Annotated in this window: 12 protein-coding genes; 4 read left to right on the forward strand and 8 right to left on the reverse strand. The window is 67.1% G+C overall.

Translation table 11 applies throughout. The features are described 5' to 3' along the window. Positions 1–5: 5 nt before the first annotated feature. Positions 6–2,528: a leucine--tRNA ligase gene (leuS, locus tag GO591_RS08265; RefSeq protein ID WP_198295608.1), complete on the reverse strand. Its 2,523-nt coding sequence runs from the start codon at positions 2,526–2,528 to the stop codon at positions 6–8. A 111-nt stretch (positions 2,529–2,639) separates the two neighbouring features. Then, complete coding sequence (locus GO591_RS08270) at positions 2,640–4,046, reverse strand: anthranilate synthase component I family protein (RefSeq protein WP_157156383.1); 1,407 nt, start codon at positions 4,044–4,046, stop codon at positions 2,640–2,642. An 11-nt stretch (positions 4,047–4,057) separates the two neighbouring features. Here GO591_RS08270 and GO591_RS08275 point away from each other — a divergent pair, with 11 nt between their 5' ends. Continuing rightward, positions 4,058–4,885, forward strand: coding sequence for an aminotransferase class IV (locus tag GO591_RS08275; RefSeq protein ID WP_157156384.1), 828 nt, complete (start codon positions 4,058–4,060; stop codon positions 4,883–4,885). A 53-nt stretch (positions 4,886–4,938) separates the two neighbouring features. Further along, positions 4,939–5,631 (forward strand): DedA family protein, encoded by a 693-nt coding sequence (locus GO591_RS08280; protein ID WP_157156385.1) that lies wholly within the window; start codon positions 4,939–4,941, stop codon positions 5,629–5,631. A gap of 77 nt (positions 5,632–5,708) precedes the next feature. On the opposite strand, the gene GO591_RS08285 is transcribed toward GO591_RS08280, so the two are convergent. From GO591_RS08285 to GO591_RS08310, 6 genes are all read right to left on the reverse strand, one after another. Then, the gene (locus GO591_RS08285) at positions 5,709–6,782 is read right to left on the reverse strand and encodes a Glu/Leu/Phe/Val dehydrogenase family protein (RefSeq protein WP_157156386.1); all 1,074 of its coding nucleotides are present in this window, start codon (positions 6,780–6,782) and stop codon (positions 5,709–5,711) included. 83 nt (positions 6,783–6,865) lie between these two features. After that, the gene (locus GO591_RS08290; protein ID WP_157156387.1) at positions 6,866–7,789 is read right to left on the reverse strand and encodes an ABC transporter substrate-binding protein; all 924 of its coding nucleotides are present in this window, start codon (positions 7,787–7,789) and stop codon (positions 6,866–6,868) included. Beyond that, complete coding sequence (locus tag GO591_RS08295) at positions 7,789–8,454, reverse strand: ABC transporter permease (protein ID WP_157156388.1); 666 nt, start codon at positions 8,452–8,454, stop codon at positions 7,789–7,791. The genes GO591_RS08290 and GO591_RS08295 overlap by 1 nt, the downstream gene beginning before the upstream one ends. Further along, positions 8,451–9,116, reverse strand: coding sequence for an ABC transporter permease (locus GO591_RS08300; protein WP_157156389.1), 666 nt, complete (start codon positions 9,114–9,116; stop codon positions 8,451–8,453). Before GO591_RS08300 ends, GO591_RS08295 begins: the two co-directional genes overlap by 4 nt. Then, positions 9,113–10,000, reverse strand: a complete 888-nt coding sequence (locus GO591_RS08305; protein WP_157156390.1) for an ABC transporter ATP-binding protein — start codon at positions 9,998–10,000, stop codon at positions 9,113–9,115. The genes GO591_RS08300 and GO591_RS08305 overlap by 4 nt, the downstream gene beginning before the upstream one ends. Next, the gene (locus tag GO591_RS08310) at positions 10,000–10,641 is read right to left on the reverse strand and encodes a TetR/AcrR family transcriptional regulator (RefSeq protein ID WP_232466102.1); all 642 of its coding nucleotides are present in this window, start codon (positions 10,639–10,641) and stop codon (positions 10,000–10,002) included. Before GO591_RS08310 ends, GO591_RS08305 begins: the two co-directional genes overlap by 1 nt. 104 nt (positions 10,642–10,745) lie before the next feature. Here GO591_RS08310 and GO591_RS08315 point away from each other — a divergent pair, with 104 nt between their 5' ends. Further along, a complete protein-coding gene (locus GO591_RS08315; RefSeq protein WP_157156391.1) occupies positions 10,746–11,498 on the forward strand; it encodes an SOS response-associated peptidase in 753 nt (250 codons plus the stop codon). A gap of 33 nt (positions 11,499–11,531) precedes the next feature. Continuing rightward, positions 11,532–12,578: an App1 family protein gene (locus tag GO591_RS08320; RefSeq protein WP_157156392.1), complete on the forward strand. Its 1,047-nt coding sequence runs from the start codon at positions 11,532–11,534 to the stop codon at positions 12,576–12,578. Positions 12,579–12,592 lie beyond the last annotated feature (14 nt).

Consider the following 12,592-nt stretch of genomic DNA (forward strand, 5'->3'; position numbering starts at 1 on the left):
AGCGCTTAGCCGCGCGTGGCGATGTTGACGATGCGCGGCGCACGGACGATCACGTTCACGATCTCCCGCTCACCGATCGAGCGCTGCACAGCGGACGACGCACGGGCCAGGGCCTCGAGCTCGTCCCCGCCGATCTTCGGCGACACATCGATGCGGTCCCGCACCTTGCCGTCGACCTGGATCACCGCGGTCACGGTGTCCTCGACCAGGAGCGCGGGATCGGCTTTCCGCCAGCCGGCGAAAGCGACACTCGGCTCGTAGCCGAGCTTCTCCCACATCTCTTCGGCGTGGTACGGAGCGAACAGGCTGAGCGCGATGGCGATCACCTCGGTGGCCTCGCGCACCGCAGCATCCGCCGCTCCAGCGCCGGAGTCGATCACCTTGCGGGTGGCGTTGACCAGTTCCATGATGCGGGCGATCACCACGTTGAACTTGAACGCCTCGATCAGTCCGGGACCCTCGGCAAGCAGCCGGTGGGTCTGGCGCCGCAGGCCGATGTCGCCGGTTGCCCAGACCACGTCCGGCGCGCTCGACACATCGTTCGCGAGTCGCCACGCGCGGGCCAGGAACTTCGCCGAACCGGTCGGAGACACCTCGGCCCAGTCGATGTCATCCTCGGGCGGACCCGCGAAGGCCATCGTCACACGCACCGCGTCGACGCCGTGCTTGTCGACCTCGTCGGAGAAGTAGACCAGGTTGCCCTTCGACTTCGACATCTTCGCGCCGTCGAGGATCACCATGCCCTGGTTCAGCAGGGCGCTGAACGGCTCGGTGAAATTCACGTAGCCGAGGTCGAACAGCACCTTGGTGATGAACCGCGCGTACAGCAGGTGCAGGATGGCGTGCTCGACACCACCGACGTACTGGTCGACCGGCGCCCACTTGTCAGCCTTGGCAGGATCGAACGCCTGGTCGGGGTCGTTCGGGCTCAGGAAGCGCAGGTAGTACCAGGAGCTGTCGACGAAGGTGTCCATCGTGTCCGGGTCGCGGCGCGCGGGGGTGCCGTCGATCGGGTTGGGCACGTTCACCCAGTCGGTGGCGGCGCCCAGCGGCGAAGTGCCCTTGGGCTGCAGGTCGAGGCCATCGGTCGGCGGCAGCACCACCGGCAGCTGGTCCTCGGGAACCGGGATCAGGTCGCCGTTCTCACCGTGGATGATCGGGATCGGGGTTCCCCAGAACCGCTGGCGCGAGATCAGCCAGTCCCGCAGCCGGTAGGTCTTCGCCGCCCGGCCGGTGCCGCGCTCCTCGAGAATCTCGATCGCCCGCTTGATGGCGTGCTGCTTGCTCAGGCCATCGAGCGGCCCGGAGTTGATCAGGCGGCCATCCCCGGCAAGCGCCTCACCGGTCGCAACCGGGTCGAGGAGGGGGAGGTCCGGGAGCACCGGGTCGCCGTTCTCGTCGGTCTCGATCACCGGGATCGCCCCGGTCACGGCCGCGTTGGTGTCGACGACCACCCGCACCGGCAGGTCGAACGCGCGCGCGAAGTCGAGGTCGCGCTGGTCGTGCGCGGGAACGGCCATGATCGCGCCGTGCCCGTAGTCGGCGAGCACGTAGTCGGAGACCCAGATCGGCAGTCGTTCGCCGTTCAACGGGTTGATCGCCCACCGGTCGAGGAACATGCCGGTCTTCGGCCGGCTGGTGTCCTGCCGGTCGATCTCGGATTCCTTCTGCACCTCGGTGAGGTAGCTCTGGAACGCCGCCTGCACCTCGGGGCTCGAACCCTCGGCCAGTTCAGCGGCGAGATCCGAATCGGGGGCGACGACCATGAACGTGGCGCCGTAGAGAGTGTCCGGCCGGGTGGTGAACACCGTGACCTTCTCGGCCCGACCTTCGATCTCGAAATCGACGTCGGCACCGGTGGACCGGCCGATCCAGTTGCGCTGCATACTCAGCACCTTTGCCGGCCAGTGCCCTTCCAGCTGGTTCAGGTCGTCCAGCAGCCGGTCGGCGTAGTCGGTGATCTTGAAGTACCACTGCGTGAGCTTCTTCTTGATGACGGTCGCGCCGGAGCGCTCGGACGTTCCGTCGGCGAGCACCTGCTCATTCGCGAGCACGGTCTGGTCCACCGGATCCCAGTTGACCCAGCTGTCCTTGCGGTACGCGAGCCCCTTCTCGTACATCTTCAGGAACAGCCACTGGTTCCACTTGTAGTACTCGGGGTCGCTGGTGTGCAGCACGCGGTCCCAGTCGAACGAGGCGGCGTAGCGGCGCATCGAGGCCTTCTGCTGCTCGATGTTGCTGTAGGTCCACTCCCGCGGATTCGCGCCCCGCTTGATCGCGGCGTTCTCGGCCGGCAGTCCGAACGAGTCCCAGCCGATCGGGTGCAGCACGTTGAAGCCCTGCTGCCGCCAATAGCGGGCGAGGACATCGCCGAGCGCGTAAACCTCGGCGTGACCCATGTGCAGGTCGCCGGATGGGTAAGGGAACATGTCGAGGATGTACTTCCGCGGCCGGTGGTCATCGTCCTTCGTCGAGAACGGTCGCAGCTCGTCCCAGATCGCCAGCCACTTCTCCTGGATGCGGTCGATGTCGAACTCGGGTGCGTCGCCGGCGTTGCCGGTGTGGTGCTGCTGGTTGGCCACGGAACTCTCTTCATCTACGGTGTCAGACGAGCACCAAGCTTACTGAATGGCGGCAGTTCAGGCCCTGAGCGCTGCGAGCACCGCCGCGGCCTTGAGTTTCACCTCGGCCAGTTCCTCCTCAGGCACCGACAGCGCGGTGATTCCCCCGCCTGCGCCGATCGTCGCGCCGGACTCGTCGATCACCGCGGATCGGATCACCATCGCCAAATCAACCGCGCCGTCCACCCCGAGGTAGCCGAAGGCGCCCGAGTACACGCCGCGGGCGCGCTGTTCCAGTCGGGACAGGATGCGCGAGGCCGCCAGTTTCGGCGCGCCGGTCATCGACCCGGCCGGGAAACAGGATGCGACGGCATCCAGCCCGTCCAGCCCCGCGCGCAACCGTCCGCGGACCGTGCTGACCAGTTGGTGCACGTGCGCGTAGCTCTCCACCTGCAGCAGGGCCGGCACGCGGACGGTCCCGGTTTCACAGACCCGGCCCAGGTCATTGCGCATGAGATCGACGATCATCACGTTCTCGGCGCGTTCCTTGTCGCTGTCCAGCAACTCCTGCAGCAGTCGTCGGTCCTCGTCAGGGCCCGCCGCGCGCGGTCGGGTGCCCTTGATCGGCTTGGTCTCGACGACACCGCCGGGGCTCACCGACAGGAACCGCTCGGGCGTCGCCGAGACGAGCGCGGTGCCGCCGGCGCGGATCAGGCCGCCGTGGTGCGTGGGGCTGGATGCTCGCAGCGCCAGGTAGGTCGCGACGGGGTCGATCGGGGCGGCGCCGGGCCCACGTGCGACGCTCACCTCGTTGGTCAGGCACAGCTGGTAAGCGTCACCGTCGGCGATCGCACGCTGGCATTCGCCGATCATGGCTAGGTAGTCGTCGTCGGGATAGCGCCAACTCGGAGCGGTGTGCACCGGCGTGCCCTCCCCCGGCGTGGCCGGAGATCGCAGTGCCTCGACCGTGGCATCCCGCCAGGCGGCGAGTTCACCGTCCCAGCGTTCGCCGAGCGCGCGTAAGGTCGTCCGCCCGGTGGTCGGGTCGATGGCGACAAGCCGGTCGACCCAGAGGAAAGCGGCCGCCGGATGTCTCGGCTGCTGCGGTACCGGATCGCCGAGGGTCACCGCCCGAACCTCGTAGCCGAACCAGCCGACCCAGCCGAGCGCGAATCCGGCTGGGCTCTTGGCGGTGCTCTCAGGGTCGGCAGGGATTTCGCCCGCATGCCCGGCGAGCCCTGAGCGAAGCACGTCGAACAGCTCGGCCACGCCATCGACATCCGCCGTCACCACCGTCGACGAGGAGCCGAGAAAGCTCATGCCCGTCGCGGTATACGAATGCTTATGCTCATCGCCGCCGGTGGAGTGGTCCGGCCCGGAACTGTCCAGCCAGAACGAGTTGGGCGCATCCGCGTACAGCGTGCAGAAGGCTGCGGCGGGGTCGACCGGGAAGTCGAGCGAGGCTTCGAGGACCCGGAGGCGCATAACCTAAGCCTATGAGCGAAGCCCCGCCCGTCGAACCGGTTGCCCTCGCCCGCTGGCGCGACGGCGTGTTGGAGCCGATCGAGTACTGCTCCCCAGACGACGCCTCGAGTATCCGGGTTGCGGATTCCTTCCTCGTCGCCGACGGCGCGGCGCTGGCGATCGACCTGCATCGGGAGCGATTCCTCGCCACCGCTGTCGCGCCGGATGCCGTGACGACAGCGGTGGATCCCGCGAATCCCGCGGTGGCCGAGGCGTTCTGGGACGCCGCGATCGGCAGCATTCCCCGCGCCGGGTCCTGGTTCCCGCGGCTCGAGCAGCGCACCACCGACGGGGCCACCCGATTGGTGCTGCGCACACGTCCGGCGCCGGAACTGCGATCATCCATCGCCCTGCTCACCCATGACGGACCGGATCCGCGGCAGCATCCCCTGGTCAAGGGCCCGGATCTCGATGCCCTCGTACGCACCCGCACGCTGGCCCAGCAGACGGGCGCGGACGATGCCGTGCTGCTGCAGGACGGCGCCGTGGTCGAGACCACGACCGCCGCCCTGCTCTGGTGGCGCGGCGATGCGCTCTGCATCCCGGAGCCTGAGCTGGCCCGGGTGGACAGTGTCACCGTCCGAAGCATCCTCGCCTTGGCCGCCGCGCTCGGGGTCGATGTGCTGCACGAAGCGGTCACCCCGGCCGAGCTGGATGGGCTGGAGGTCTGGGCGGTGAACGCCCTGCATGGCCCGCGCATCGTCACCGGCTGGCTGAACGGTCCGGGCACGGCGGAGCAACCGGGTCGGCTCAGCCTGTGGCGACGCAGGCTTGCGGCGCTGCGCCGGCCGCTTCCGTGAATCCTCCGTGACTCCTCCCGAGACGCAGCGGCGCGCGGGATAGGCTCGACAGGGTGAACGAGCTGCTCGTGTGGGTGCTGGAGATGGTCGATTCGGTCGGCCCGATCATGCGAACAGTGCTCGCCGGTATCGGCGTAATGCTGGAGACGTCGGTGCTCATCGGCCTCATCATTCCCGGGGACTCCATCGTCATCGTGGCGTCACTCTCGACCGAGAATCCGTTCGTCAACCCGGTGTCGTTCATTGCGCTGGTCATCACCGTCATCGTCGGCTCCCTGATCGGTGAGAGCATCGGTTTCGCGCTCGGGCGGTATTTCGGGCCGAAGATCCGCCGCTCAGCTCTTGGCCGCCGGATCGGCGAAGACCATTGGATGCGTGCCGAGAACTATCTGGACCGGCGTGGCGGCATCGCCGTGTTCGTGTCCCGGTTCCTGCCGGTGCTGCACTCGCTGGTGCCTCTCACGGTGGGCATGAGCACCATGAGTTACCGCAAGTTCATGGCCTGGACCATTCCCGCCTGCACCATCTGGGCGTTGGCGTACGTTTCGGTCGGCACGACGGCAGGTGAGGTCACCCGCCAGCTCATCTCAGAGCAGCTTCACTACGCCGGCTACGTCTTCGTGGGCATCATCGTCGTGTTCGCCGTCATCGTCTGGGTGGTCAAGTCGCTGCTGGCGCGCAGTCAGCGGCGGCACATGCTCCGCCGCGGGGACGGCGACGCGAACACGCTCGAGCCTGCGGAGTAACCCGTTGGTCGAGCTTGCCGAGACCTCGTGAGGAGATCTCGGCAAGCTCGATCAGCGGGGGTGTCGATCAGCGGGTGCTAGCCGTTCAGGCGCGCGTTCGCGATGAGTTCCGCAGCCTCGAGGGTGCTCACATCCTGAGCGGCGGACTCGCGGTAGATCGCGGTGATGGTGTCTCCGATCGCCTGGACGCGGGACTCGATGGCGTCAGCCTCTGCCCCCGGTTCGGAGGCAAGCGCGAGGAAGATCACTCCGCCGCCGTTGACGACGAAGTCGGGCGCCCACAGGATGCCGCGCTGGCGGAGCTGATCCGCGCCGTCGCGCGTGGCCAGCTGGTTGTTCGCGGCGCCGACGACTCCTTGTACTCGCAGCTCGGAGATGACGGTCCCGGTCAGCACACCGCCGAGACCGCACGGCACGAACAGGTCGGCTTCGGTCCGGTGCACGGTAGCGGGGTCCGCCCAGGTCGCGCCGAGACGGTCGGCGAGTGCCTTGCGAGCCTGGTTGACGTCGGCGACTGTGAGGCGGGCCCCGCCGGCAGCGAGCCGTTCCGCGAGTCGACCGCCGACCTGGCCGAGTCCGGCGATCACGAAGTGGCGTCCCGCGACATCGCGGGTGTCGAACAGCTCGTCCAGGGTGGCCAGGATGCCGGCATAGACACCTGAGGCTGTGGCATCCGCTGGCTCACCGACACCGCCCTCCTCCGGCGGCAGCCCGCACACGTACGACGTGCGCTCGGCCACGATCGACATGAGTTCCGCGCTGGTGCCGACATCCTCCGCGGTCATGTACGCGCCGCGCAGGCTTTCGACCGCGTCTCCGAGGTCGAGCATGGCGTTCCGCTGCTGCTCGGCAGTGAGCGTCACACCGAGCGGTAGACGGATGACCGACTTCCCTCCGCCGCGACCGATTCCGGCAACGGCGTTCTTCTGGGTCATCGCCCGGGACAACCGCAGGGCGTCATCGAGAGCGTCGGTCCAACTCGGGTACTGCCACACTCTGGCACCGCCGAGGGCTTGGCCGAGCTTCGTGGAATGCACCGCCACGCAGATGGTCAGCCCGGAACGAGCGCCGGTGGTGATGAGCACGCGTTCGTGCTCGAAATCGGCTGGGGCCAAGGCATCCTGCGTCGGTGAAGGCTGCGCGATGGTCATGGGAACTCCTTTGTCGCCCTGTCTCGTGGACAGAAATGCATGTGGGCAGGGTATTGCCCGACCTAACGCTACCGGTTCGGCGACTAGATGAGGCCCTTCTCGGTGAGCCATTCGGTGGCGATGGTGTCCGAGGACTCTTCGTCGACGGAGCTTCTGGTGTTCAGGTCGACCAGCTCCGCGGCGGTCAGCTCGGCCTGGACGGCGTTGATCACGTCGGCGATGTCGTCAGCAATGTCCGCGTTCACCAGCGGCACAACGTGCGAGGCCAGGAACAGGGACTCCGGGTCTTCCAGGACGACGAGGTTCTCGGTGCCGATCGCCGGGGACGCGGAGAAGATGTTGACGATCTGCACCTGGTTCTCGGTGAGCGCCTGAATCGTGAGCGGTCCGCCGCTGTCCTCGATCGGAGTGAAGCCGACGGTGACCCCGTACACGCTCTGCAGGCCCTCGGGGCCGTACGGCCGCGTCTCCAGCTCGGAGTTGCCGCCCAGCGTGAGCGGTGTCGTGACCGCCGCGAGGTCGGCGAGGCTCGTCACCGAGTTGGTGTCAGAGAACTCCTTGGTGACCACGTAGGAGTCCTGGTCGGTGGCCTCGGCCTGGTCGAGCACCTCGAGCCCGTCGGGCAGGGCGTCCGCGAGGGCGTCATAGACGTCGTCGGTCGATCGGGCCTCGGTTGCCTCGTCGTAGTACTGCAGCAGGTTGCCGGTGTACTCGGGAAACAGGTCGACCGAACCGGACTCGAGCTCAGGCAGGTATGCCTCGCGCTGGCCGATGTTGAACTGGCGCTCGACCTCGAAACCGTCAGCCTCCAGCGCCTGGGCGTAGATCTCGGCGATGATCTCGTTCGAGTAGTAGGCCTGCGAGCCGACGACGATGGTGTCGCTGTTCGTGTCGTCGGGTGCTGGTGCCTCGAGCGGGTCGCCTGACGCACATCCGGCAAGGGCGAACGCCCCCACTGCGATGAGTCCGGCGAGGGCCATCCGGCGCGGTCGTGCGGTCGATACCATCAGTGTCTCCTCAGTGCAGGGGCGCGAGTCAGGCGTTGCAGGAGGGCGAAAATGCCTTCCAACAGCAGGGCAAGCACGGCCACGAGGATCGCTCCACCGAGCATCACCTCGAAATTTCGAGTGCTCAGTCCCGAGAATATGTACCGGCCGAGCCCGCCGAGGCCAATGTACGCCGCGAGTGTTGCGGTCGCCACAACCTGCAGTGTCGCGTTCCGGAGGCCGCCGATCAGCAGCGGGAGGCCGAGTGGCAGCTCCACGCGGGTGAGCACCTGCCACTCGGTCATCCCCATCGCCCGGGCCGCGTCCACCGTGTGCCGGTCGATCGCCTCAACTCCGGCATAGGCGCCGGCGAGGATCGACGGCACCGCGAGCACGACAAGCACGATCAGCACCGGGCCGAAGTCGAGCCCCAGAAGCAGGGCGAGGATCGTGATGAGGCCGAGTGACGGCAGCGCGCGCGCCGCGCCGGAGAGCGCGATCGCGAGCTGCCGGCCACGGCCCGTGTGACCGATCAGCAACCCCGCCGGGATGGCGATGGCGGCCGCAATGAGCATGCTGACCAGCGTGTAGTACAGGTGCTCGGCGAGCCGGTTCGGGATGCTGGAGGACCCCACCAGACGCTCGGGCGAGAAGATCCAGGCCAGCGCCTCCAGAAACAGGCTCATGCGGAGGCCTGCCGTCCACGCTGGGCTTGCACGAACGGCAGCCACGGCATCAGCAGACGGCCCACCAGCACTAGGATCACGTCGAACAGCAGCGCCACCAGCATGGTGACGACAATGCCGGTGAGGATCTCGACGCCGATGCCCCGCTGCAGGCCGTTCGTGAACAGGTAGCCCAGGCTGTCGGCGCCGATCAGCACGCCGACGGTGAGCAGGCTCACGGTGCTCACTGACACCACCCGCAGACCCGCGAGCAGCACCGGGCCGGCCAGTGGAAGCTCGATCTTCCAGAACCGACCCCAGCCGGCGTAGCCGACTGCGGTTGCCGATTGCCGCACGTCAGGCCCGACCGAGCCGAGGGCGTCCGTCGCCGAGCGGACCATCAGGGCCACCGCGTAGATCGTCAGGGCGATGATGACGTTGAGCTCGGACAGGAAGCTGATTCCAAGGATCGGCGGGATCAGAACGAACAGCGCGAGCGACGGAATCGTGTACAGCAGCCCCACCACGGTGAGCAGCGTTGCGCGGGTCCACTGGTAGCGCCAGGCCACCCAGCCGAGCGGCACGGCGATGACGAAACCGAGCACGATGGGAATCGCGCTCAAGCGGATGTGGGAGAGCGTCAGCGCCCAGACAAGGTCCAGGTTTGAGAGCAACCAGTTCACGAGGCTGGGGTCTCTCCTACGGCGCCTTCTCCCACAGCGTCTTCTCGGACGGCGCCTTCTCGGGCTGGAGCCTCTCCCACCAGCCTGGCCTGCACACGGCCCTCAGCATCGACCAGCACAGTCCCGTCCGGTGTCTCACGTGTCCGGAGGGCGCGCTTGCCCCGCTGGGCTCCGATGAAACTGGCCACGAAGTCATCCGCCGGGTTCTCGATGATCTCGCTCGGCGAGCCTTGCTGGACGATACGGGCGCCGCGGCCGAGAATGACGACCTGGTCGCCAAGCAGGAACGCCTCATCAATGTCGTGTGTGACGAAGACCACGGTCTTGTCGAGTTCGCGCTGCAACCGGATGAGCTCCTGCTGCAGCTCGGCGCGCACGATCGGGTCGACCGCGCCGAACGGCTCGTCCATCAGCAGGATGTTCGGATCGGCGGCGAGACCGCGTGCCACACCGACGCGCTGCTGCTGCCCGCCCGACAGCTGGCTCGGGTACCGGTCGGCAAGGCTCCGGTCGAGTCCGACGACATCCAGCAGTTCGAGCGCGCGCGCCCGCGCCGCTTGCCGCGACGCCCCGTTCAACCGGGGCACGGTGGCGATGTTGTCGGCCGCGGTGCGATGGGGCAGCAGACCGCTGTTCTGCATCACGTAGCCGATACTGCGCCGCAACGGCACCGCCGCGACTTCCGACACGTTCGTGCCGTCGATCTCGACGTATCCCGATGTGGCGTCGACCATGCGGTTGATCATCCGCAGCAAGGTGGTCTTGCCGGATCCGGATGACCCCACGAGCACAGTTGTCTTCCGTGAAGGAATGACGAGACTAAAGCCGTCTACGGCGAGGGTGCCATCCGGGAATTGCTTGGAGACATCCCGGAACTCGATCATCAGTCGAAATACGGCTCCAGCAGTGCGTTCGCGATGGTGCGCCCCTGCTTCAGGTAGCGTTCATCACCCTTGTCGTCGCGGGCGAACGCGCGAGCGACGAGCGCGTCGGTGACTTCAATAGCGGCATTGAACGCGAATCGCGCCTCTTCATTCGCCGAGATCTGGAACCGCTTCGTGTACTCGTCGAGCATCGCAGCGCCCAGGCGACCGTAACTGGTCTCCTCCTCGGCGGCGGGACGGAGGTCGAGCACATCGCCGACACGGAGCGACCGGAATCCGGGCTCGGTACGGAACATCTCGACGAACACGTCGAACACCGCCTGCCTCGCGTCGTGAAAGTTCTTGTGCCCGCCGGCGTCGAGTTCGGCGACCAACCGTTCATGCAAGCGTGCGTAGTTGCGAGCCGCAAGCGCCTGGAGGACGGCGATGCGATCAGGGAAGTAGCGGTAGACGGTGCCGATGGATGCTCCGGCGCCATCGGCGACCATGGCCGTGGTCAGTCGTTCGTAGCCGATTCGATCGATGACGGCGGCTGCCGCGTCCATGAGTGCGGTCAGGCGGGCTGTGCTCCGAGCCTGGACCGGTTCGTTCCGGATGAGCGTGTTCCCCGCGGGAACTGCTGCGAAGTCTCGTGCAACCACAGTCACTCCTTCGTCGATTGGTCTGAATATACCCGTGACCCCCCAGTGTGGGGGACTTTTTCTCAAAGATGCATGGTGTCGGTGGCGATTGGCAGAATGTTCCCATGTGTGGACGCTTCGTCGTATCCGACACGACCCCCGATTTGATCGGAATGTTCGATGTCGAGGTCGTCGGCGACAACCTGCCGGGACAGTCGTGGAACGTGGCGCCGACCGATCCGGTCATCGTCATCATCGATTCACTGCCCAAGAACCAGCCCGAGCACCCCGAGCCGGTGCGCCGTGCCGAGGCAGCCAGGTGGGGTCTGGTGCCGTCGTGGGCAAAGGATCCCTCGGTTGGTTCGCGCATGTTCAATGCCCGGATTGAGGAGGCGGCCGAGAAGTCGTCGTTCCGCAACTCGGTGGCCAAGCGCCGGGCTGCGATCCCGGCCACCGGCTACTACGAGTGGCGACGCGGTCCGGACGGGGTGAAGTACCCCCAGTTCATCCACGCTGCCGATGGCCGGCCGCTGCTGCTCGCCGGCCTGTACGAGTGGTGGCGGAACCCGGCTGCCGCCGAGGATGCCGCGGACAAGTGGTTGTTGTCGGCGACGATCCTCACGACGGACTCGGCGGGCGAGCTGGCGAGCATCCATGACCGCATGCCGGTGGTGCTCGACCACGGGTTCCTCGATGAGTGGCTCGACCCGTACCTGATCGGTGACCGAGACTTGCTCGCTGCGATCGCCGAGTCGGCGAAAACCGGGGTGGACGAGCTCGCCCACTACGAGGTGGGCCGAGCCGTCGGCTCGGTGAAGAACAATGGGCCGCAACTGATCGACCCGGTGGCTGAGGACGAGGCGGAGCCGGAGGCGTGAACGCGTCCGGCTGAGCCGTGACAAACTGGACGAATGCGACGCAAGGGTCCGGTCGGTGACACTCTCGGCCGAACGCCGCGGGAGATTCTGCACCGCGCGGCCCGCATAGAGGACAAATTTCACGAGTTCCGGGCTCGCCGAGGCCGGAAACGCGGCCTGGTGACCACGGTCGTCCCGTACACCGCTTATGGCGCACCAGGCTGGGCGCGGGTGCTCTGTCGCGTGGTTCTCACCAAGCCCGACATCTCCGACCGGCACCGGTACGAGAAGATCCGCGGCTGGCGGAGCTTCTTCAGCATCCCGGTGCACGACTCCCCCGTCTTCGTCACGGTGAACGGAGTCGACCACGAACTGCCCGTCGACCGCGGCGGCGTCGTCGACGCACGCGTGGAATCGGACTTCGAGCCCGGGTGGCATGAGGTTTCCATCCGCACTCGGGACACCGACCCGGTGGTCGCACCGCTGTTCGTGATCGACCCGGCAACCCGATTCGGCATCGTCTCCGACATCGACGACACCGTGATGGTGACCTATCTGCCGCGGCCGTTCCTGGCCGCCTGGAACACCTTCGTGCTCGACGAGCACGCCCGGCGAGCGGTGACCGGGATGCCGGTGCTCTACGACCGGCTCGCTACGGCGAATCCCGGCGCACCGTTCATCTACCTGTCGACGGGCGCCTGGAATGTCGCGCCGACCCTCACCCGGTTCCTGACCAGGAACCTCTATCCGGCCGGCGCCCTGCTGCTGACCGACTGGGGACCGACGCATGACCGGTGGTTCCGCAGCGGCCGGGCGCACAAGGTCGAGAACCTCGAACGCCTCGCGGTCGACTTCCCCGATCTGCGCTGGCTGCTCATCGGCGATGACGGCCAGCGCGACGAGGACATCTACGGACAGTTCACGAAGCGGCATCCCGACAAGGTGATCGCCGTGGGCATTCGACAACTGTCGACATCCGAGGCGGTCCTGGCCGGTGGACGCCGGCATGGTGACCACGCGGAGGGGCCCGCACCGTGGGTCTACGCGCCCGATGGCGCCGGGCTGGCCGAACAGCTCGTCGCTTTGGGAATTCTGCGGTAGTCAACCTGCGTTAG

Origin of the sequence: Diaminobutyricimonas sp. LJ205, from assembly GCF_009755725.1 — a bacterium.
GTDB lineage: Bacteria > Actinomycetota > Actinomycetes > Actinomycetales > Microbacteriaceae > Ruicaihuangia.